17 protein-coding genes are annotated in these 21,261 nt (G+C 66.9%); 5 read left to right on the top strand and 12 right to left on the bottom strand.

The window, feature by feature from the left end:
- Positions 1-4 precede the first annotated feature (4 nt).
- Positions 5-2,161 carry a histidine kinase dimerization/phosphoacceptor domain -containing protein gene (locus RN629_RS04240; protein ID WP_407034026.1) on the top strand — a complete coding sequence of 719 codons (2,157 nt, stop codon included), beginning with the start codon at positions 5-7 and terminating at the stop codon, positions 2,159-2,161.
- Between the two features lie 39 nt (positions 2,162-2,200).
- Here RN629_RS04240 and RN629_RS04235 read toward each other — a convergent pair whose 3' ends face one another.
- The 6 genes from RN629_RS04235 to rpiA form a co-directional block, all read right to left on the bottom strand.
- Entirely contained in the window at positions 2,201-2,947 is a 747-nt protein-coding gene (locus RN629_RS04235) for an HAD-IIB family hydrolase (RefSeq protein ID WP_407034025.1), read from the bottom strand.
- Positions 2,944-3,765 (bottom strand): Cof-type HAD-IIB family hydrolase, encoded by an 822-nt coding sequence (locus tag RN629_RS04230; protein WP_407034024.1) that lies wholly within the window; start codon positions 3,763-3,765, stop codon positions 2,944-2,946. Before RN629_RS04230 ends, RN629_RS04235 begins: the two co-directional genes overlap by 4 nt.
- Complete coding sequence (gnd, locus tag RN629_RS04225; protein ID WP_407034023.1) at positions 3,762-4,745, bottom strand: phosphogluconate dehydrogenase (NAD(+)-dependent, decarboxylating); 984 nt, start codon at positions 4,743-4,745, stop codon at positions 3,762-3,764. Before gnd ends, RN629_RS04230 begins: the two co-directional genes overlap by 4 nt.
- A gap of 85 nt (positions 4,746-4,830) precedes the next feature.
- Complete coding sequence (gene tal, locus RN629_RS04220; protein WP_407034022.1) at positions 4,831-5,955, bottom strand: transaldolase; 1,125 nt, start codon at positions 5,953-5,955, stop codon at positions 4,831-4,833.
- Positions 5,955-8,042 carry a transketolase gene (gene tkt, locus RN629_RS04215; RefSeq protein WP_407034021.1) on the bottom strand — a complete coding sequence of 696 codons (2,088 nt, stop codon included), beginning with the start codon at positions 8,040-8,042 and terminating at the stop codon, positions 5,955-5,957. Before tkt ends, tal begins: the two co-directional genes overlap by 1 nt.
- A gap of 69 nt (positions 8,043-8,111) precedes the next feature.
- Positions 8,112-8,783 (bottom strand): ribose-5-phosphate isomerase RpiA, encoded by a 672-nt coding sequence (gene rpiA, locus RN629_RS04210; protein ID WP_407034020.1) that lies wholly within the window; start codon positions 8,781-8,783, stop codon positions 8,112-8,114.
- A gap of 210 nt (positions 8,784-8,993) precedes the next feature.
- Between rpiA and RN629_RS04205 the strand changes: the two genes are divergently transcribed.
- The 3 genes from RN629_RS04205 to RN629_RS04195 are packed head-to-tail and all read left to right on the top strand — an operon-like array spanning position 8,994 to position 15,005.
- Positions 8,994-10,229: an efflux RND transporter periplasmic adaptor subunit gene (locus RN629_RS04205; RefSeq protein ID WP_407034019.1), complete on the top strand. Its 1,236-nt coding sequence runs from the start codon at positions 8,994-8,996 to the stop codon at positions 10,227-10,229.
- A 7-nt stretch (positions 10,230-10,236) separates the two neighbouring features.
- Positions 10,237-13,461 (top strand): multidrug efflux RND transporter permease subunit, encoded by a 3,225-nt coding sequence (locus RN629_RS04200; protein WP_407034018.1) that lies wholly within the window; start codon positions 10,237-10,239, stop codon positions 13,459-13,461.
- Positions 13,461-15,005 (top strand): efflux transporter outer membrane subunit, encoded by a 1,545-nt coding sequence (locus tag RN629_RS04195; protein ID WP_407034017.1) that lies wholly within the window; start codon positions 13,461-13,463, stop codon positions 15,003-15,005. Before RN629_RS04200 ends, RN629_RS04195 begins: the two co-directional genes overlap by 1 nt.
- 49 nt (positions 15,006-15,054) lie before the next feature.
- On the opposite strand, the gene phaP is transcribed toward RN629_RS04195, so the two are convergent.
- The 6 genes from phaP to RN629_RS04165 all read right to left on the bottom strand — a co-directional run bounded on the left by phaP (position 15,055) and on the right by RN629_RS04165 (position 18,085).
- The gene (gene phaP / locus RN629_RS04190) at positions 15,055-15,417 is read right to left on the bottom strand and encodes a TIGR01841 family phasin (protein ID WP_407034016.1); all 363 of its coding nucleotides are present in this window, start codon (positions 15,415-15,417) and stop codon (positions 15,055-15,057) included.
- A gap of 106 nt (positions 15,418-15,523) precedes the next feature.
- On the bottom strand, positions 15,524-15,982 hold the full coding sequence (locus RN629_RS04185) for a hypothetical protein (protein ID WP_407034015.1): 459 nt from the start codon (positions 15,980-15,982) through the stop codon (positions 15,524-15,526).
- The gene (locus RN629_RS04180) at positions 15,969-16,460 is read right to left on the bottom strand and encodes a hypothetical protein (protein ID WP_407034014.1); all 492 of its coding nucleotides are present in this window, start codon (positions 16,458-16,460) and stop codon (positions 15,969-15,971) included. Before RN629_RS04180 ends, RN629_RS04185 begins: the two co-directional genes overlap by 14 nt.
- Before the next feature lie 51 nt (positions 16,461-16,511).
- Positions 16,512-16,829 carry a hypothetical protein gene (locus RN629_RS04175; protein ID WP_407034013.1) on the bottom strand — a complete coding sequence of 106 codons (318 nt, stop codon included), beginning with the start codon at positions 16,827-16,829 and terminating at the stop codon, positions 16,512-16,514.
- A gap of 84 nt (positions 16,830-16,913) precedes the next feature.
- Positions 16,914-17,495, bottom strand: a complete 582-nt coding sequence (locus tag RN629_RS04170; protein WP_407034012.1) for a helix-turn-helix domain-containing protein — start codon at positions 17,493-17,495, stop codon at positions 16,914-16,916.
- A 284-nt stretch (positions 17,496-17,779) separates the two neighbouring features.
- The gene (locus RN629_RS04165; RefSeq protein ID WP_407034011.1) at positions 17,780-18,085 is read right to left on the bottom strand and encodes a hypothetical protein; all 306 of its coding nucleotides are present in this window, start codon (positions 18,083-18,085) and stop codon (positions 17,780-17,782) included.
- A gap of 284 nt (positions 18,086-18,369) precedes the next feature.
- Here RN629_RS04165 and acnA point away from each other — a divergent pair, with 284 nt between their 5' ends.
- Positions 18,370-21,057 carry an aconitate hydratase AcnA gene (gene acnA / locus RN629_RS04160; RefSeq protein ID WP_407034010.1) on the top strand — a complete coding sequence of 896 codons (2,688 nt, stop codon included), beginning with the start codon at positions 18,370-18,372 and terminating at the stop codon, positions 21,055-21,057.
- Positions 21,058-21,261 lie beyond the last annotated feature (204 nt).

The raw sequence follows: 21,261 nt of genomic DNA, 5'->3' as shown, positions 1-21,261 counted from the left end.
CCTTATGGCCACCCGTCCCGTTGTGACCGATCCGGATCAGGACGTTTCGGCCTGTGATCGCGAGCCCATTCGCAGTCCGGGCGCGATTCAACCGCATGGCCTGTTGCTGATCGCCGATGCGCCAAGCGGGCGCGTCATCGCCGGAGCGGGCGCGATCGAGGATCGCCTCGCCGCCGAATGGCTGGGCCTGTCGCTGGAAACCCTGCTGGGCCGCGCTGTGGCGACGATGGTATCGGCCATGCCGGTCGGGCCCGGTTCATCGATATCGACCGGCACGGTCCAGGGGATGACCGAGGACTTCGCGGTGACCGCGCACCGCCTGGCAGGCGATCGGATCGCGATCGAACTGGAGCCCGCACACACCGAAACGCCCTGGGGCTCGGGCAGCCCGCTCAACTGGCTCGACGCCGTCGCCACCGGTTTCGAGCGGACCGGCGACCTGACCATGTTGTGCGAGCGCGCGGCAAGCGCCTTTCGCCTGCTGACCGGGTTCGACCGGGTCATGGTCTATCGCTTTCTGGACGAGGATTCGGGGCAGGTGGTGGCGGAGGCGCGCGCCGCCGGGCAGCATTCCTTCCTCAACCACCATTTCCCCGCCTCGGACATTCCGAAACAGGCGCGCGCGCTCTATGTCCGCAACCGTACGCGCAGCATTCCCGATGCGCACTATACGCCCGCGCCGCTCCGCCCCGAAGGGTTCGAGATGGTCGACCTCAGCGATGTCGGCCTGCGCAGCGTGTCGCCGATCCATGTCCGCTATCTGCGCAACATGGGCGTCGCCGCCTCCGCCTCGATCTCGATCGTCAAGGATGGGATGTTGTGGGGCATGATCGCGTGTCACCACGACACGCCGCGCCACCTGTCGCCCGAGCTGCGCGCCGCCGCCGCGGCGCTCGCCGGCAATCTGACCCGACAGATCCGCGCCAAGGAAGAGGCGGAGCTGTATCGCGAACGGCTGCGCCTGCGCGCGGCCGAGGATGCGCTGCTGCCCCGGCTGACCGGCCCGGGCGCGTCCGAACCCGCGCTGCGCCATCTCATGCCCGACCTGATGGCGATCATGGCCGCGACCGGCTTCGCGATGGTCGAGGGTGGCCAGGTGCATTGCCACGGCGTATGCCCGCCCGTGATCGGCATATTGGAGGCCGCGCGCTGGACCGCGACACGCAGCGGCGGCGACCTGTTCGTCACCCATGAACTCGGCGCGGTCATGCCCCATGCCGGTCCGCTGAGCGCCACCGCCAGCGGCCTGATGGCGCTTCCGCTGGCCGAGGGCGGCCTTACCCTGTTGTGGTTCCGCGCCGAACAGGTCCAGGACGTCGAATGGGCGGGCAATCCGCACAAGTCGATGGCGCTGACCCCCGGCGAGATGCTGACCCCGCGCGCATCATTCGAGAGCTGGAGCGAGACGGTGCGCGGGCGATCCCGCCGCTGGACGCTGGAGGAAGTGGAGGCGGCCCATCGTCTGCGCCGCAGCTTGCACGAGGCCTATCAGAGCCACCGGCTGCGCGGGCTCAACGGCGCGTTGCAGCGGACGCTGGACGAAAAGGACGCCTTGCTGCTCCAGAAGGACGTGCTGATGAAGGAGGTGGACCACCGCGTCCAGAACAGCCTCCAGCTCGTCTCCTCCTTCCTCGCGCTTCAGGCGAAGGCCGCCGACGATCCGCGGGTGCGCGACCAGCTGATCGAGGCGCAGGCCCGGATGTCCGCCGTCGCGCTGGTCCATCGCCGCCTCTATCGCGACGACCAGATCCAGACGATCGAACTGGCGCGCTATCTGGAGGATCTGGTCGGCGACATGAGACAGTCGCTGGGCGCCGAATGGTCGGCGATGATACGGCTCGATCTCGCGCCCGTGCTGATCCCCACCGACCGCGCGGTCAATCTGGGGCTGGTGACGACCGAACTCATCATCAATGCGACCAAATATGCCTATGATGGCGCGGCCGGGCCGGTCACCATTTCGCTCCGGCAATATGGCAATCGCCTGTGCATGATCGTCGCCGACGAAGGCCGGGGCCGCGCCGGGGAGGCGATCATTGACGGATCGGGCTTTGGCAGCCGGATGATGACCGCGATGATGCAGCGCCTGTCCGGTTCGATCGACTATGCCGACAACCGGCCGGGCCTGCGCGCGATCGTGATGGCACCGATCGCGGATTAGCGCCCGCCGACCGCCCCCTGCGCAGAGGCGGCGCGCGCCTTATTTAAGGCAGGCGACGATCCCCGCGATGACCGCCAGCGTCTCCTGCGGGTCGCGGACGCGCACCGTGTCGAGGCCCAGTTCCTTGGCGGGATAGTCGTTGCCGCCCGGGAAGATCGCGTCGCCGATGAAGATCATCGCATCAAGCGCGATCCCGCTGGCATCGCGCAGCTTCTTCAGGCCATAGGCCTTGTCGACCCCCTCGCGGGTGATGTCGATCGAGGTCGCACCGCCCATGTTGATCGACAGGCCCGGCAGGCGCTGCTTGAGATCGGCCTGGATGACCTTGCGCTTCTCGAACCTGGGGTCCCAATGTTCCTTGGCGTCGATCGGCGCCTGCTGGCCAAGCGCGGAGAAGGTGATCTGACTGCCGCGATCCTCGATCCGCTCGCCCCAGGTCTGCTCGGGAACGAAGCCGGTCGCCTCCAGCGACGCGTCGAACGCCTCCAGGATCTTCGCCTTGGTCGCATCGTCGAACAGCTCGGCATAGACGGGCGACCAGCTACCGTCCTTGAACGTGTAGAGTTTGGTGCCGGTGGTCGGCATCAGCCACAGCTTGCTGCGATCGGCGCGCACGGGCAGGCGGCTGGCCACCTGCTTGTCGAATTGCGGCCAGTCACCGCCCGAAATCACCGCGACATGCGCGACATCGAGCAGATCGGCCAGCGCCTCCCCCATCGGGTCGCCCAGGGGCTGTTTGCTTTCGGCCAGCGTACCGTCGAGGTCGAACGCAACCAGTTGCTTCATGAAGACACTCCGATTCTGGGCATGATGATGGTATCGATGGCATAGGCCACGCCGTCGTCCGCGTTGGAACGGGTGCGTAGCTGTATCTGTTCCCTAACCGCCTGCGGTGCGTTCGCCATCACGATCGGCAACCCGGCGCGTCTCAACATGGGAAGGTCGTTGGCCTGATCGCCCAGCACCGCCACCTGTTCCAGCGGCACGCCGAACGCCGCCGCCAGTATCGCCACGCCATCGCCCTTGTTCGCGGCCAGCGCGGTCACGTCGAGATAATAGGTCTGGGACTGGGCGATGGTCGCGGCCGTGCCATGAATGGCATCGGCTTTCGCATGGAGTGCGCGCAGCAGTTCGGCGTCGTCGCTGACCAGGGTGATCTTGTCGACCCGGTCGACGAGCGAAGCGAAATCGCTGGCCAGGACGGGTGGCTGCGCCGAGGCCATGGCTTCATGTTCGACATGCTGTCCGTCGCCGCGGCTGGCATACCAGCGATCGTCGGCGAAGACCCAGATGGCGACCGGCGTCTCCGCCGCCAGCGCCAGCACGTCCTTCACCACGTCGACCGGCACCCGGTATTGCGCTTCGATCGCGCCATTGCGCCGAAAGACCGTGCCGCCGTTGAACGCCGCCATCGGTGCGTCGATCGCCAGCTCGTCGGCCAGCCACCCCAGCCCCGACCGTGGCCGGGCGCTGATGATGGTGAAGCCCACCCCCGCCGCCTCCAGCCGCCGGACGGCGGCGATGGTGACGGCGCGGAGCCGCTTGTCCGGATCGACCAGCGTGCCGTCCACATCCGACACGACCAGCCGGATCGGCGGCGTCATTGCGGGATTTCGGTGTGGCCGCCAAAGCCGAAGCGCATCGCCGACAGCACCTTGTCGCCATAGGTGTGCTCGATCCGGCTGCGATAGCGCGCGAAGAGCGAGGCGGTCAGGACATTGGCCGGAACCTTCTCCTCCATCGCCGCGTCGATCGTCCACTGGCCCTCGCCCGAATCGGCGACATGGCCCGAGAACTGCTCGAGCATCTCGTCCTTCGCCAGCGCGGTCGCGGTCAGGTCGAGCAGCCAGGACGAGATCACGCTGCCGCGCCGCCACACCTCGGCGATGTCGGTCAGGTTCAGGTCGAACCGCTCATCCTCGGGCAGCTTGTCGCTGTTCTTGGACTTCAGGATGTCGAAGCCCTCGGCATAGGCCTGCATCAGGCCGTACTCGATGCCGTTGTGGATCATCTTGACGAAGTGGCCCGCCCCCGCCGGACCGGCATGGATATAGCCCTTCTCGGCCCGCGGATCGACCTTGTCCGCGACGCGGCCGGGCGTGCGGACGATGCTGCCCTCGCCGGGGGCGAGCGCCTCGAAAATCGGATCGAGATGATCGATGGTTTCCTTGTCGCCGCCGATCATCATGCAATAGCCGCGCTCCAGCCCCCAGACGCCGCCCGAGGTGCCGACATCGACATAATGGATGCCCTGTTCGGCCAGCGTCTTCGACCGGCGGATATCGTCCTTGTAGAAGCTGTTGCCGCCATCGATAACGACGTCGCCGTCCTTGGCCAACTTGGCGATCTCTGCGATCGTGTCCTCGGTCGGGCCACCGGCGGGCAGCATCACCCACCAGATCGCCTTATCCGCCAGCTTGGCGGCCATGTCCTCCAGCCCCGTAGCGGCCTCCGCGCCGTCCTTGGCGAGCGTCTGCACCGCCTCGTCGCTGCGATCCCAGGCCACCACCTGATGCCCGGCCAGCATCAGGCGGCGTGCGATATTGCCACCCATGCGGCCAAGGCCGACCAGACCGATCTTCATGCGGGAACTCCGTTACTGTCGTTGGAAAGAGGGACGTTACAAAGAGAAAGGCCCCCTTCCCGGCCGGGGAAGGGGGCCTGTCGGATCAGGCCTTGGCGGCCTGCTTCTGCCCGATCGCGCCGAGCAGGTCGTCAAACGCCTTGACGAAGGAGGAGACCCCCTCCTCCACCAGCGTGTCGGTAACGCCGTTCAGGTCCAGGCCGAGCCGATCCGCCTCGGCCAGCACATGGCGAGCCTCGTCGATATCGGCGGTCAGCGTGTCGGCCACGGTGCCATGGTCGCGGAACGCGTCCATCGTCTTGGGCGGCATGGTGTTGACCGTGTCCGGCCCGATCAGCGTGTCGACATAGAGCGTGTCGGGATAGGACGGGTCCTTGGTGCCCGTCGACGCCCAGAGCAGCCGCTGCGGCTGCGCGCCCTTGGCGGCCAGCGCCTGCCAGCGGTCGGACTTCAGGAAATCCAGATACCACTGATACGCCCTTTTGGCGTTGGCGATGGCGACCTTGCCGCGCACGGCCTTCAGCGCCTCGGCCTCCGCGTCACCGGCGGCGACGCGCTCGTCGATCTTCTTGTCGATCGCCGAGTCGATCCGGCTGATGAAGAAGCTGGCGACGCTGGCGATCCTGTCGACCGGCTGGCCCGCCTTGACCCGCTCCTCGAGCCCGGCGGCATAGGCCTCGGCGACCTTGATATAGGCATCGACCGAGAAGAGCAGCGTGACGTTGACATTGATCCCCTTGGCGATGGTCGCCGAGATCGCGGGCGCGCCGGCGGCGGTGCCGGGGATCTTGATCATCAGGTTCGGGCGATCGACCGCATGCCACAGCTTTTCCGCCTCGGCGATGGTCGCGTCGGTGTCATCGGCGATGTAGGGCGACACCTCCAGGCTGACATAGCCGTCCTTCGCATCCAGACGGTCATAGACGGGCTTCAGCGTGTCCGCCGCCGCCTTGATGTCCTGGATCGCCAGATGCTCGTACCGATCGATCGTCGCTGCGCCGGGATTCGCCTTGTCGAAGGCCGCCAGCGTGGCGTCATAGGCGTCGCCATGCCCCATCGCCTTTTCGAAGATCGACGGGTTGGAGGTGACGCCGGTCAGCCCGTCCTCGGCGACGAGCTTTTCCAGCCCCTTCGCCTCGAGGAACTTGCGATCGACGAAATCGAGCCAAGGGGCGCAACCCTTGGCGCCCAGTTCCGACAGCTTGCTCATCACTTGGTCTCCAGCATTTCGCGGGCCACCGTCACGACATGGTCGTGGGTGAAGCCGAACTTGTCCTGCAACTTGGCGAGCGGGGCCGACGCCCCAAAGGTCGACATGGTGATGGTGCGACCGTCGAACCCGACATAGCGGTCCCAGCCGATCGACCCGGCCTGCTCGACCGCGAGCCGCTTGGTGACAGCGCGCGGCAGGACGCTGTCCTTGTACGCGGCATCCTGCAACTCGAACCGATACCAGCTCGGCAGCGAGACGACGCGCACCTTCCTGCCCTCGGCCTTCAGCGTCTCATAGGCGTCGGTCACCAGCGACAGTTCCGAACCCGTTGCGATGAGGATGATGTCGGGTGTGCCGTCGCAGTCCGCAAGGACATAGCCCCCCTTCTTCACGCCCGAGGCCGGTGCGTACTTGCTGCGGTCCAGCGTCGGCAGCGCCTGGCGCGAGAAGATCAGCGCGGTCGGGTGGTCGGCCGACTCGGCGGCGCAACGCCACGCCTCGGCGACCTCGTTGGCATCGCCGGGGCGGATGGTGTCGAGGCCGGGGATCGCACGCAGCGTCGCCAGATGCTCGATCGGCTGGTGGGTCGGACCGTCCTCGCCCACGCCGATCGAATCGTGCGTGAAGACGAACACCGCGCCCAGCTCCATGATCGCGGCGAGGCGGATCGGCGCGCGCATGTAATCGGAGAAGACCAGGAAGGTCGCGCCGTAGGAGCGCAGGTGCGACAGCGCCATGCCGTCGACGATCGCACCCATCGAATGCTCACGCACGCCGAAATGCAGGTTGCGCCCGTCATAATGGCCCGGCTGGAACGAGCCGCCGTCCTTGATGAGCGTCTTGGTCGAGGGCGCAAGGTCGGCCGAACCGCCGACCAGCCACGGCACCCTGGCGGCGATGGCGTTCTGCACCTTGCCACCCGAATCGCGGCTGGCAACGCCCTTGGCATCCGCCTCGAACACCGGAATATCGGCGTCCCAGCCCTCGGGCAGCCGGTCGGCGAGCATCGTGTCGAGTTGCGCGGCGAGTTCGGGATGGGCCCCGCGGTACTTCTCGACCATCGCGACCCATGCGTCGCGCAGCGGCTTGCCCCGCGCCTCGATCGCGCCCTGGAACGCCTCGCGGACGCCGTCCGGTACCAGGAACTTGGCGTCCTCGGGCCAGCCATAGGCCTTCTTGGTCGCGCGGATCGCATCCTCGCCCAGCGGCTCGCCATGCGCCTTTTCGCTGCCCGCCTTGGGGCTGCCATAGCCGATCACCGACTTGACCACGATGAAGGTCGGCTTGTCGGTGGCCGCCTTGAAATTGTCGAGCGCGGCGGTCAGCGCGGCCACGTCATTGGCGTCGTCGACGTGGAGCACGTTCCAGCCATAGGCCTCGAACCGCTTCGCCACATCCTCGTCGAACGCGATGTCGGTGCCGCCCTCGATCGAAATCTGGTTCGAGTCGTAGATCCAGCACAGGTTCGACAGCTTCAGGTGCCCGGCGGTCGACGCCGCCTCGGACGCGACGCCCTCCATCATGTCGCCGTCGCCGCACAGGACATAGACGTCATGGTCGAAGACCGGGAACCCCTCGCGGTTGAAATGCGCCGCCAGCCAGCGCTCGGCGAGCGCCATGCCGACCGAGTTGCCGCAACCCGCGCCCAGCGGGCCGGTCGTCGTCTCGACGCCGGTGGTGTGGCGATATTCGGGGTGGCCCGGCGTCCGGGAGTTGAGCTGGCGAAAGCCCTTGAGGTCTTCGAGGCTGAGCGCGGGCTTGCCCGACTTGTTGCCCTCCGCATCGATCTCCTCGATCCCCGCCAGGTGGATCAGCGAGTAGAGCAGCATCGAGGCATGGCCGACCGACAGCACGAAGCGATCGCGATTGGGCCAGTCGGCATGGGCCGGATCATAACGCAGGAATTTCGACCAGATGGTGTGGCCCACCGGGGCCAGCGCCATCGGCGTGCCGGGGTGCCCGGAATTGGCCTGCTGCACGGCATCCATCGACAGAGTGCGAATGGTATCGATCGTGAGGCGTTCGATCGAGCCGTCCTCGTGCAGGCCAGCATCGGTCGGGATGTTGGTGGTGGCATCGCTCATGGAGTCTGGCCTTATCCTTACAATGTGCGACCGAGCGTGCGCCCCGGTCTGTTTCAAGCGTCACGGGCCTTAGCGCGGGTTCCGTCCCCGTTCCAGCCGGGTAACGATCCCGTTTTCCGCGATATAGGCGGCATCGACCTCGCGCAGGAACAGGCCATGGCCGACCACGCCCGGCACCGCCATCAGCCTGTCGGCCAGCGCACGCGGCGACGCATCGTCCCAGCCATGGCCATCGATGACGATATGGCCATTGTCGGTGCGATAGCCAGCGCGCTCGACACAGCGGACGAAATAGGCCGACAGCCGGTCAAGGACGAAGGCACGGGCAAAGGGCAGGACCTCCACCGGTAGCGCGGTCGCGCCGAGACGGGCGACACGCTTCGTCCCATCGGCGATGACCAGCATCCGGCGCGCCGCCTCCGCAACCACTTTTTCCCGCAGCATCGCGCCACCGGCGCCCTTCACGCAGCGCAGTCGCGCATCGATCGCGTCGGCGCCGTCGATCGCCAGGTCGACATGCGCGACATCGGCGAAATCGCGTACGACCAGCCCCTTGGACCGCGCCAGTGCCGCGCTCGCCTCCGATGTCGCCACGGTTTCGATGCGCAGGCCCCGCGCAGCCAGCGCCGCAATCGCATGCGCGGCGGTCGAGCCCGTGCCCAGGCCCACCAGCATATGGTCGCGTACCTCACCCACGGCGGTTTCGGCGGCAAGGCGCTTGTCGGCGTCCCGATCCCTCATATTCCTTGTCAAATGCATGAGAAGTCCAAAGGCTCCCGCGCGCCGCGCCCGCCAAGGACGACGACAATTTGCGACAATTAAGACGCGCAGATTAGGCCATGATCGCTTGCCTTTTCGCCCCGGCGTCGTGCAGTTTGACGCAGAACGACATCGTTTCCCCAGTCCGCGCCGTCGCAGGCGACCGGGGCGCGTTTCCAGCATTTCAAACGGGTGGTCGAATTGAACGTATCAGGCTTTCGCGGGCGCCGGGTGCTTGCCGGCACGGCCATCGCACTCGCGCTGGCGGCACTGACGGGGTGCAGCGGAGATAAGGGCGCCAGCAAGGACGCCGCCGCGCGCCAGCATAGGCCGACCGTCGGTTTCGTGACGGTCCAGCCGACCGATTCGCCCATCGTCACCGAACTGGCCGCGCGCACCACCGCCTTTGAAAGCTCGGACGTGCGCCCGCAGGTGACGGGCGTGATCCGCCGCCGCTTCTTCACCGAAGGCTCGCTGGTCCGGCGCGGACAGCCGCTCTATGAGATCGACCCGCGCGTCTATCGCGCCGCCGCCAACCAGGCCGCCGCCAATCTGCAAAGCGCGCAGGCCAGCGCGGAGGCGACCCGGACGCTCGCCGACCGCTATCGCCCGCTGGCGGAGATCGAGGCGATCTCGAAACAGGATTACACCAACGCCGTCGCGTCCGCGCGGCAGGCCGCCGCGCAGGTGGCGCAGACCCGCGCCGCCCTGGAAACCGCGCGGGTCAACCTGCAATTCACCACCGTCCCGGCCCCGATCACCGGGCGGATCGGGCGGTCGCTGTTCACCGTCGGCGCGCTGGTCAGCGCGGGCCAGGCCGATCCACTGGCCCAGATCCAGCGGCTCGACCCCATCTTCGTCGATATCCAGCAATCGGCCACCGACCTGCTCACGCTGCGCCGCAGCCTGTCGTCGCGCGACGGCCTGGTCCCCGCCAGTGCTTCCGTTCGGCTGAAGCTGGAGGATGGCAGCGATTATGACGCGGCGGGCACGGTCCAGTTCGCCGAGGCGGTGGTCGATCCGCAGACCGGCACGGTGACGCTGCGCGCACGCTTTCCCAATCCACAGGGGCTGCTGCTGCCCGGCATGTTCGTCCGCGCGCGCTTCGCACAGGCGATCAACACGCGCGCCTTCCTGGTCCCGCAACAAGCGGTATCGCGCGATGCGAAGGGCAATGCGACGCTGTTCGTCGTCGGCCCGAACGACAAGGTCGCGCAAAAGACCGTGAAGGCCGAACGGACGCAGGGCGCCTATTGGGTCGTCACCCAGGGGCTGGGCGCGGGCGACCGGATCATCACCCAGGGCCTCGCCAATCTTCGCCCCGGCCAGAGCGTGAAGGCGGTGCCCGCCGACAGCCCGCAAACGGTCCAGCCTCCCTCGCCCGAGGAATTGCGAAAGATGCGGGCGGCCAAGGGCAAGGCGGGCTGACGAACCCATGCTCAGCCGCGTCTTCATCGATCGCCCCATCTTCGCCTGGGTCCTCGCCATCATCACCATGCTGGCGGGGATCGGCGCCATCATGGGCCTGCCCATCGCGCAATATCCGGACGTCGCGCCGCCGCAAGTGTCGATCCGCGCGACCTTCCCCGGCGCTTCGGCCCAGACGCTGCAAAACTCGGTCACGCAGGTCATCGAACAGCAGCTGACCGGTATCGACGGGCTGCTCTATTTCCAGTCCTCCTCGTCCAGCCGGGGACAGGTGACGATCACCGCCACCTTCGCCAAGGGCATCGATCCCGACATCGCGCAGGTGCAGGTCCAGAACCAGGTCCAGCAATCGGTCGCCCGCCTGCCGCAGCAGGTGCAGCAACAGGGGCTGGTCGTCCGCAAGTCCAACCCAGACTTCCTGTTGATCGCCGGCGTCTATGACGAGACGAACCGGATGACCAATCAGGACGTCTCCGACTATCTCGTCTCCAATTTGCAGGACCCGCTGGGCCGTATCCAGGGCGTCGGCGACACCAACGTCTTCGGATCGCAATATGCGATGCGCATCTGGCTGAACCCGGAAAAGCTGGCCTCCTATCAGTTGATGCCGTCCGACGTCACGACGGCGATCCAGAACCAGAATACCGAGGTCGCGGCCGGGGAAGTGGGCGGCACGCCGTCCGCCTCGACCCAGATGCTCAACGCCACCGTGACCTCGATGTCGCGGCTCCAGACGCCCGAGCAGTTCCGCGAGATCATCGTCAAGACGCTGAACAACGGCGCGACCGTCAAGCTGTCCGACGTGGCGCGGATCGAGCTGGGCGCGGAAAGCTATGCCGCGGTCAGCCGGATCAACCAGCATCCGGGCGCGGGCATCGCCGTGCTGATGGCGCCGGGCGCCGACGCGCTGAAGACCGCCGAACTGGTCAAGGCGGAGATCAACCGCGTCGCCCGGAATTTCCCGCCGGGGCTCAAGGTCGCCTATGCCAACGACACCACCGCCTTCATCAAGCTGTCGATCGACGAGGTGGTCAAGACGCTGATCGAGGCGATCATCCTCGTCGTCATCGTCATGTTCGTCTTCCTGCAAAGCTGGCGCGCGACGCTGATCCCGACGATCGCGGTGCCGGTGGTGCTGCTGGGCACGTTCGCCATCTTCTACATGGCGGGATTCTCGATCAACACGCTGACGCTGTTCGGGCTGGTGCTCGCCATTGGCCTGCTGGTCGACGACGCGATCGTGGTCGTGGAGAATGTCGAGCGCCTGCTCGAGGAGAATCCCGACATGACCCCGCGCGAGGCGACCATCGAGTCGATGCGCGAGATCACCGTCGCGCTGATCGCGATCGCGCTGGTCCTGTCGGCGGTGTTCCTGCCGATGGCGTTCTTCGGCGGGTCGACCGGCGTCATCTATCGCCAATTCTCGATCACTATCGTCTCGGCGATGATCCTGTCGGTCGCGGTGGCGATCATCCTGTCGCCCGCGCTGACCGCCACTCTGCTGAAGCAAAAGGCGCGGCAGGGTGAGGACGGCGCCTGGCTCGACCGCAAATTCCCGGGCGTGGCGCACGGCCTGCAACGCGCCAAGGACGGGTTCAACAGCCGTTTCGACTGGACGGTGGAGAAATACAGCGCGGCCGTGCGCACCGTGGTCGATCGCAAATGGCTGTTCCTGCTGCTCTATGTCGGCGTGGTCGCACTGCTGGCGATCCTGTTCCTGCGCCTGCCGACCGGCTTCCTCCCGACCGAGGACCAGGGCGCGGCGCTCGTCCAGTTCCGCCTGCCCGCCGGGGCGACGCAGGCCCGTACCATGGAGGTCCAGCGGCGCGTCGAGCAGTATTTCGCCAAGAACGAGGGCAAGAACGTCCAGGTGCTGTTCACCGTCGCGGGCGGCGGCGCGGGCGCGAGCGGACAGAATACCGGCCAGGGCTTCCTCAACCTTGTCGACTGGGCCAATCGTAAGGGCAGGCTGAACAGCGCCGATGCGATCACCGGCCGCGCTTCCGTCGCGTTCCGGGGACTGCGCGACGCACAGGTCTTCGCGCTGGTCCCGCCCGCCATTCGCGGGCTGGGCCAGTCGGACGGCTTCACCATGGAGTTGCAGAACATCTCCGGCATGCCGCTCGACAAGTTCGAGGCGGTGCGCGACGCATTGCTGGCCAAGGCCAATGCCGATCCTCGGCTGGCCTCGGTCCGCCTGTCCGAACTGCCCGACATCGCCACGCTGCGCGTCGACCTCGACCAGCAGAAGCTGGCCGCGCTCGGCCTGACCCAACAGCAGGTGAATTCGACCCTGTCGACCGCCTGGGGTGGCCAATATGTCAATGACTTCATCGATCGCGGCCGGGTGAAGCGCGTCTTCGTCCAGGGCGACGCCCCCTATCGCGCCGAGCCCGAGGATCTGAAGCAATGGTTCGTGCGCGGGTCGAGCGGCCGGATGACGCCTTTCTCATCCTTCTCGACGATCAACTGGGGCGTCGCGCCGACCACCCTGTCGCGGTTCAACGGCATCCCGTCCTATGAATTCCAGGGCTCGGCCGCGCCGGGCTACAGTTCGGGCGACGCCATGCAGCGCATGGCCGAGCTGGCCTCGCAGATCCCCGGCACCTCCATCGCCTGGGCGGGGCTATCCTATCAGGAACGGCTGTCGGGCGGGCAGGCGCCGATCCTCTACGGCCTGTCGATCCTGGTCGTCTTCCTGTGCCTGGCCGCCTTGTATGAAAGCTGGTCGATCCCGTTCGCGGTGCTGCTGGTCATCCCGCTGGGCCTGATCGGCGCGGTGGCGTTCGTGACGCTGCGCGGGCTGACCAACGACGTCTATCTCCAGATCGGGTTGCTGACGACGATGGGGCTGGCGGCGAAGAACGCCATCCTGATGATCGAATTCGCCGAACAGGCCGAAAAACAGGGCAAGCGCGTCATCGACGCCGCGCTGGAGGCCGCCCGGATCCGCCTCCGCCCGATCCTGATGACCAGCTTCGCCTTCATCTTCGGCGTGCTGCCGCTGGCCATTTCGACCGGGGCGGGGGCGAACAGCCGCATCGCGATCGGCACCGCCGTGATCGGCGGAATGCTGACCGCGACGGTGCTGGCGATCTTCTACATCCCGCTGTTCTTCGTGCTGGTCCGCCGGTCGGTCCGCAACGGCCTGGCCCGTCTGCGCGGGCGCCCGACATCGGAACATGGCGCAGGACACCGGCCCCGGGATGATGCCGGAGCGGAGACGGCCTGATGCGTATCCTGTCCCCCTTCCCCATGCTGCTGCTCGCCGCGACCGCGCTGGGCGGCTGCTCGATGGCCCCGAACTATACGCGGCCCGCAGCCCCGGTGCCACCGTCCTGGCCGGTCGGCGATGCCTATCTGCGCCAGTCGGAGGCGACGCTGCCGACCGTGCGGTACAGCGACATCTTCCGCGATCCCCGGTTGCAGCAACTGGTGACCCAGGCCCTTGCCAACAACCGCGACCTGCGGATCGCGGCCGCCAATATCGCCTCGGCCCGCGCGCAGTATCGCATCCAGCGTGCCGACCTGTTGCCGCAACTCGATGCGACCGGCCGGTACAGCTATACCGATCGGGGATCGGGCGGAGCGCGGTCGACCGCGATCGGCGGCACCGGCAATGGCGGCACGGGCGGGGCCGGGACCGGGAACGGCGGTGCGGGCGGCCTCGGCAGCGGCGGCAATGGCGGGGCCGGAAGCGGCAGCGCGTGGTCGGTCAATCTGGGCATGACCGCGTTCGAGCTGGACCTGTTCGGTCGCATCCGCTCGCTGACCGGCGCGGCGCTGGACCGTTATTTCGCGACCGAGGCGGCGGCACGCGCCACCCGCCTGACGCTGGTCGGCGATATCGCGACCGCCTGGCTGAACCAGGCCGCCGACCAGAGCCTGTTGACCATCGCGCAACAGACCGCCGCCAATGCCGAGCGTAGCGTCAGGCTGACCCGTGCCCGGCTGACCGGCGGGATCGCGCCACGCACCGACCTGCGACAGGCGGAACAGGTGCTGGCGACCGCGCAGGCCGACTTGGCGCAACAGCGCACCGCGGTGGCGCAGGATGTCAACGCGCTGCAATTGCTGGTCGGCGGACCGGTGGACACAGCCTTGCTGCCGCGCTCGATCGACGAGGCCGCCCCGACCATCGGGACGCTGCCCGCCGGGCTCGATTCGGGTATCCTGCTGCGCCGCCCCGATGTGGTGCAGGCGGAATATACGCTGCGCGCCGCCAATGGGCAGATCGGCGCGGCGCGCGCGGCCCTGTTCCCGCGTATCTCGCTGACCGGGCTGGTGGGCTTTGCCAGCACCGCGCTCTCATCGCTCTTCTCGGGCGGCAGCTTCAACTATTCGGTCGCGCCGTCGGCCAGCTATCCGATCTTTCAGGCGGGGGCGGGCGTCGCCAATGTCCGCTATTCGGAGGCGCAGCGCGACGCCGCCCTGGCGACCTATGAGAAGGCGATCCAGACCGCCTTCCGGGAAACCGCCAACGCATTGGCGCGGCAGGGCACGATCGAGGACCAGTTGGCAGCCAATCGCCGCTTCCTGTCGGCGGCGTCGGACACCTATCGGCTGACCGAGGCCAGCTATCGTGGCGGGGTCACGCCCTTCCTGAACACGCTGGATGCGCAGCGCTCGCTCTATTCGGCGCAGCGGACACTGGTCGCGACGCAGCTTGTCGCGGCGAGCAACCGTGTGACGCTCTACCGCGTGCTGGGCGGCGACTCGCTGCTGGATGCGACGGCCCAAGGGCCGGTGCCGGTCGGCGGCGCGACCCGTCGCTGAGGAACCCGCCGGCGCGTCTTGCCACGCGCCGGCGGGGCAATGGTTCACGTCACTCGTGGCCGCGAGCGCCACCGATCGCGTCGCGCCCGAACTGGACGATCATCTCGCTGATCTCGCGCGCCTGCGCCATGGCGCGATTGCCCTGTTCGCGCAGGAAGTCGGACTGGATGCGCATCACGTCCGAGAGATCACTGGCCGAGGCGGCGGCGCGCATCGCGGCAAAGGCCTCGCGCGCATTGGATTCCGCCTGCTCCAGCATCTTGAGCGTGACCGCCGAGCCACCCTCGGCCATCTTGCGGCCCGAAGCCTGGATCGCCTCGCCCGCGCCTTTCAGGCTTTCGGTGAAACGGGCCGCGCCCCGGTCACCGCCTGCCGAACCCGCACCACCGCCATTTTGCGTATCATCGACCATGTCGCCGTCTCCTCGCCTTCCCATCGGTTCGGATTGAACCCCTGGGGCGTTCAGGAGTTGCACGCGCCCAAGCCGTAGCGGCGAATCCGTAGGCGGTGGCGGCGGGTCAAAGTCCGTCGAAATAGCGCGCCAGCAGGACGGCGCCGGGTTCGCCCAGCACCAGCTTGCCGTCTTCGCGCGTGAGCCAGCCGCGTTGCTCGAGGATCGCGATCCAGCGACGCGGCGCGCGGGCCTCCAACGAAAAGCCCGCCGTCGTCAGCAACGCCATATCGTCCAGCCGAACCTCGGACTGAAACACGGTCAACAGGAGTTCCCAGGCCGGATCGCTGAACATGTCACCGTCCGCCCCCGCCAATGTGCGCAGATCACGCCGATGCGCCAGGATCATCCGCGCGCATTCCTGCGGCGTCGGCGCTCGGGGCACTCGTGGTACCGGCACGCCGCCCAGTTCCCCCGAAATCGCCTGCACCCGCGCCTGCAAATCGCCCAGCACGTTCACGAAATGGTGAAAGCGCGCCCGATCCTCTTCAGGCCAATGGAGGAGACGCAATTCAGACGCGGTCATGCGTCACCTCGCCACGGCCCACGCCATAGCCACGCCATGGCAGCGTCCAGTCGGGATCACGCCCATAGCGCGCGAGCCGCAGCCGGTGACGCAACACTCCGATCGCGAGGAGCGCGATCATCGGATAGGCGATCTTGCCGCCCGCCGCCGCATACATCCACGGCACCAGCGCGGTGTCGAATCCCTTCACCCCGTGGATCCCGATCGCCAGCAGATGCAGCGCGGTCAGCCACAACGGCCAGAACCGATTGGCGAGCAGGGCAACCGAGATCAGCCCCGCCATCAGCGACACGTCGATCAGCAATTCCAGCGTCTCGACCGTCCGGAAACTGCGCGAGGGATCGAACGGCAACAGGATCGTCGCGACCGACGCCCCCAGAAGAAAGATGGCCGTCCAACGTTCCGGCCATCCTCCCAGCCACAGGGCGCAGAGGCAGATGAGCCCCTGCACCAGATTGAAGACATAGATATGGGTCAAGGCGTGCCCCGTCTTGTGGTAATTCGATGAAGCACGCCGAGCCCGGTCCGATCAGGCCGCCGCGCGCAGCGGAAGCGCGGTCAGCGCACCAGCCACTTCGGGCGGCTTGGGGCGATTGTCGCCATAATCGTCGGCGTCGAAACCGATCGTCTTGCCGACCTTGTCGAGGACCCGGTGGCTCTGCACCGCATGGCCGCGGGCATGACCGATGGCGAGCATCGTCTGGCTCAACGCTTCAAAGGCATGCTGGCCGACCACCGCCGACAGACGGGCCGCGGTCCGCGCACGTGGCAACGCCGTCGCCAGTTCGCCGGCCGTGGCGAAGGCCGCGTCCAGTTCTTTTTCCAATTTCCACAAGAGCTGTGTCACTTGAACAGCCGCTTCATGCTCGGTCGTCATTGCCTCATGCTCCGGTCGCGGTCCCCCGCCCCGGCGGGGTCGGGGGAGTGGTGGTCACCCGGCCATATGAGACAGCCGCCCGATCACGCGGGTCATCACATCGAGGCCGGTCGCCAACATGCCGAAGCCGATGGCGAGAGCGATCGCGATGGTGGGAACCCAGAGCAGCCTTTCGGTCACTCCCATGTCGTTGCGGGTCTGTCCCGGCCGCCGGATGGGTAGGGACAAGCGGGGCGATACGTGGGCATGGCCGCCCTGCACCACCCCGCCGACCGTACTCCCATCCGGTGCCACCGTCTCTGTCACCGGAGCGGCGGGCGGAACCAGCCCCGTAGAATCGGGTATGATTTTATAGGGGTCCGAGTTTTCTTCGATTTCAGACAGTTGGTCAGAATACTCAACCGTCTCCCCAGCATCTTCGTCGGTCGAATCGGCTTCGAACTCGGCAAGCGCGAGCGCGGCTTCGCGGCGATTGCGCGCGCCGAGCAGGCGGACGGCCTCGGCCAGATAGCTGTCGACGGTGGATTTCCCGAGGCCCAGTTCGGCGGCGATTTCCTTGGAGCCCTTCAATGCCTTCACGCCCCGCAGGCACTCGCGATGGCGACGGGTCAAAAGGTGGAAACGTTCGGGGATCATTTCACTTTCCGGCTACGCCGATCGACATTCGCGGACGCATGGCGATGTCCCTAGCCGGGAGAAGGCCCTTTCGCCAACCCATCCCACCGTCGCCGGACGCAAACCGGACCGATTCGGGAATCGATCGGCCTGACCAGATGGCCGACCAGCCTGTCGCAGGAGGGAAATGGCGGCCTGGCCGCTACGCCCGGTCGGGCGGCGTAGGCCGGGACGGGCGAAGACCGGCCCGGTTCGCTGGCCCGGTTCGCTGGCCCGGTTCGCTGGCGTGGTTGGCGTCGCCAGCGTTACTGCGGCTTGCCGGGGCCTTTGATGATCTCGAATGTATCGAGCGCGCGCAACAGATCCTCGAACGGCGTATCCTGCTGGACGGGGAAGGAGCGGCGGAAGCCCGTGCCGAGTACGTCGAGGTCACGCTGGGTCAGAAGCCCGACGGCGACGATCCGCTCCCCCTGACCCCGCTCGCGATGGTTCGCCGTCATGGTCGCCGCCGCCACGCCGAGGTCCGACCCGTCGGACCCGCCCCATTCAAGCCGCCCGACATGTGGTCCGGCGCGGTGCCACGCCGCATCGTCATGGCATGGGCAATCCATGTGCCGGAGAAGATCGGGGCAGTCATGCACATGGGCAACTCTCCACTAATGGCGACTCAACCCGTCATTTGACCAAGCTGTTCCACGCAAAACCCACAACTTGCAACCGATCGCCGATACTCGTCGGGCAATTGCCGGGATTTCGATACCGCGACGCCCTTCCCTGTACGCCAACCCCTTGCTAAGGCGCGCCGGTCAACCGGATCTATCCCCGGCGCGCCTGCTCGCGGCTGCATGCTGCCGTGTCCCCCGGGCGTGCTAGGCTCGACCAAGAAGGGACGCCCATGACTGCGATAGGCCAGGACAGCCTGAACACCCGCTCAACGCTCGACGTGCGGGGCAAGACCTATGATTATTACAGCCTCGCCAAGGCTTCCGAACAGCTCGGCGACATCAGCCGCCTGCCCTTCTCGATGAAGGTGCTGCTGGAGAATCTGCTGCGATTCGAGGACGGCAAGACCGTCACGCGCGAGGATATCCAGGCGATCGTCGATTGGCAGAAGACGCAGCGTTCGGACCGCGAGATCCAGTATCGCCCGGCCCGCGTGCTGATGCAGGACTTTACCGGCGTCCCTTGCGTGGTCGACCTCGCCGCGATGCGTGACGCGATCACCAAGCTGGGCGGCGACGCGGCCAAGATCAATCCGCAGGTCCCCGTCCACCTCGTCATCGACCACTCGGTCATGGTCGACGAGTTCGGCACGCCGCAGGCGTTCGAGGATAACGTCGACCTCGAATATCAGCGCAACATGGAGCGTTACGAGTTCCTCAAGTGGGGCTCCAAGGCGCTCGACAATTTCTCGGTGGTGCCGCCGGGCACCGGCATCTGCCACCAGGTCAATCTGGAATATATCGGCCAGGCCATCTGGTCCTCGACCGAGACCGGCGAACACGCAAAGGGCGGCGCGGCGATCGCCTATCCCGACACGCTGGTCGGCACCGACAGCCACACCACGATGATCAACGGCCTGGGCGTGCTCGGCTGGGGCGTCGGCGGGATCGAGGCGGAGGCCGCGATGCTCGGCCAGCCCGTATCGATGCTGATCCCCGAAGTCGTCGGCTTCAAGCTGACCGGCAAGCTCCAGGAAGGCATCACCGCCACCGACCTGGTGCTGACCATCACCCAGATGCTGCGCGCCAAGGGCGTGGTCGGCCGCTTCGTCGAGTTCTACGGCCCCGGCCTGTCGTCGATGACGCTCGCCGACCGTGCGACGATCGCCAACATGGCGCCCGAGTACGGCGCGACCTGCGGCTTCTTCCCGATCGACGACAAGACGCTCGACTATATGCGCCTGACCGCGCGTTCGGACGAGAATGTCGCGCTGGTCGAGGCCTATGCCAAGGCGAACGGCTTCTGGCGCCATGACGATGCCGCCGACCCCGTCTTCACCGACACGCTGGAACTCGACATGGCGACGGTCGTGCCGTCGCTCGCCGGCCCGAAGCGCCCGCAGGACAAGGTCGTCCTCACCGAGGTGGACGACGTGTTCAACGCCGACCTCGCCAAGGTGTACAAGAAGGACGCCCCGGCGCGCGTCGCGGTCGACGATCGTGGCCATGACATTGGCGATGGCGACGTCGTGATCGCCGCGATCACGAGCTGCACCAACACCTCGAACCCGAGCGTCCTGGTCGCCGCCGGTCTGGTCGCGCGCAAGGCGAACGAACTCGGCCTGAAGCCCAAGCCCTGGGTCAAGACCTCGCTTGCGCCGGGTAGCCAGGTCGTCACCGATTATCTCGACAAGGCGGGCCTGACCGCCGATCTCGACGCGATCGGCTTCAACCTGGTCGGCTATGGCTGCACCACCTGCATCGGCAATTCGGGGCCGCTCGCCGAGCCGATCTCGAAGGCGATCAACGGCAACGATATCGTCGCTGCCTCGGTCCTGTCGGGCAACCGCAACTTCGAAGGCCGCGTGTCGCCCGACGTGCGCGCCAACTTCCTCGCCTCGCCGCCGCTGGTGGTCGCGTACGCGCTGAAGGGCACCGTCACGCAGGACATGCGCGAGACGCCGATCGGCCAGGGCAAGGACGGCCAGGACGTCTATCTGAAGGACATCTGGCCCTCGAACGAGGAAGTCCGCAGCCTGATGGACGCGAACATCGATGACGAGATGTTCCGTTCGCGCTACGGCAATGTCTATGCGGGCGACGCCAAATGGTCGGCGATCGAGGTGACCGGCTCGGACACCTATGCCTGGCCGTCGGGTTCGACCTATGTCGCCAATCCGCCCTATTTCGAGGGCATGGAGATGACGCCGAAGCCCGTCACCGACATCATCGAGGCCAGGCCGCTCGCCATCCTGGGCGATTCGATCACCACCGACCACATCAGCCCGGCCGGTTCGATCAAGGCCGACAGCCCGGCGGGCATCTTCCTGCAGGAGCATCAGGTCGCCAAGAAGGACTTCAACTCCTATGGCGCGCGTCGCGGCAACCACGACGTGATGATGCGCGGCACCTTCGCCAATATCCGCATCAAGAACGAGATGGTGCCGGGGATCGAGGGCGGCATGACCCAGTATGAGGGTCAGGTGATGCCGATCTATGACGCCGCGATGCGTCACAAGGCGGACGGCACACCGCTCGTCATCGTCGCGGGCAAGGAATATGGCACCGGCTCGTCGCGCGACTGGGCGGCGAAGGGCACCAACCTGCTCGGCGTGCGCGCGGTCATCACCGAGAGCTTCGAGCGTATCCACCGCTCGAACCTGGTCGGCATGGGCGTCCTGCCGCTGCAGTTCGCCGAAGGCGTGACCCGCGAGACGCTGAAGCTGGACGGCACCGAGACCTTCACCATCCAGAATGTCGCGAACCTGCGTCCGCGTCAGGATGTCGAAGTGATCCTGGGCCGCAAGGATGGCTCGACCGAGACCTTCCTGACCAAGTGCCGCATCGATACCGTCAACGAGCTGGAATATTTCCTGAACGGCGGCATCCTGCAATACGTGCTGCGCAACCTGGCGGCGTAACGCCTTTTCAGGGGCGGGCTTCCGGGTCCGCCCTTTCGGGATGCGAAAAGGCCCGCCCGGATCGCTCCGGACGGGCCTTTTTTCGTATCATAGGGGCCCGCGAGCTCCCCGCTATTCCGGGGAGTCCATTGCTCCTCCCCCGCGAGACGAGGTCGCAGGCCAAAGGCCCGACGGCGGGGTGTCCCGGCCGGAAAGAATGGGAGG

Source organism: Facivitalis istanbulensis (assembly GCF_040560405.1).
Taxonomy (GTDB): domain Bacteria; phylum Pseudomonadota; class Alphaproteobacteria; order Sphingomonadales; family Sphingomonadaceae; genus Sphingomonas; species Sphingomonas istanbulensis.
This window is presented reverse-complemented; position numbering and strand designations above follow the sequence as displayed.

Bases quoted from the DNA above. Each gene is read 5' to 3' on its own strand.
- RN629_RS04240 (WP_407034026.1), top strand. From the start codon at position 5: ATGGCCACCCGTCCCGTTGTGACCGATCCGGATCAGGACGTTTCGGCC.
- RN629_RS04235 (WP_407034025.1), bottom strand. From the start codon at position 2,947: ATGAAGCAACTGGTTGCGTTCGACCTCGACGGTACGCTGGCCGAAAGC.
- RN629_RS04230 (WP_407034024.1), bottom strand. From the start codon at position 3,765: ATGACGCCGCCGATCCGGCTGGTCGTGTCGGATGTGGACGGCACGCTG.
- gnd (WP_407034023.1), bottom strand. From the start codon at position 4,745: ATGAAGATCGGTCTGGTCGGCCTTGGCCGCATGGGTGGCAATATCGCA.
- tal (WP_407034022.1), bottom strand. From the start codon at position 5,955: ATGAGCAAGCTGTCGGAACTGGGCGCCAAGGGTTGCGCCCCTTGGCTC.
- tkt (WP_407034021.1), bottom strand. From the start codon at position 8,042: ATGAGCGATGCCACCACCAACATCCCGACCGATGCTGGCCTGCACGAG.
- rpiA (WP_407034020.1), bottom strand. From the start codon at position 8,783: ATGAGGGATCGGGACGCCGACAAGCGCCTTGCCGCCGAAACCGCCGTG.
- RN629_RS04200 (WP_407034018.1), top strand. From the start codon at position 10,237: ATGCTCAGCCGCGTCTTCATCGATCGCCCCATCTTCGCCTGGGTCCTC.
- RN629_RS04195 (WP_407034017.1), top strand. From the start codon at position 13,461: ATGCGTATCCTGTCCCCCTTCCCCATGCTGCTGCTCGCCGCGACCGCG.
- phaP (WP_407034016.1), bottom strand. From the start codon at position 15,417: ATGGTCGATGATACGCAAAATGGCGGTGGTGCGGGTTCGGCAGGCGGT.
- RN629_RS04185 (WP_407034015.1), bottom strand. From the start codon at position 15,982: ATGACCGCGTCTGAATTGCGTCTCCTCCATTGGCCTGAAGAGGATCGG.
- RN629_RS04170 (WP_407034012.1), bottom strand. From the start codon at position 17,495: ATGATCCCCGAACGTTTCCACCTTTTGACCCGTCGCCATCGCGAGTGC.
- RN629_RS04165 (WP_407034011.1), bottom strand. From the start codon at position 18,085: ATGGATTGCCCATGCCATGACGATGCGGCGTGGCACCGCGCCGGACCA.
- acnA (WP_407034010.1), top strand. From the start codon at position 18,370: ATGACTGCGATAGGCCAGGACAGCCTGAACACCCGCTCAACGCTCGAC.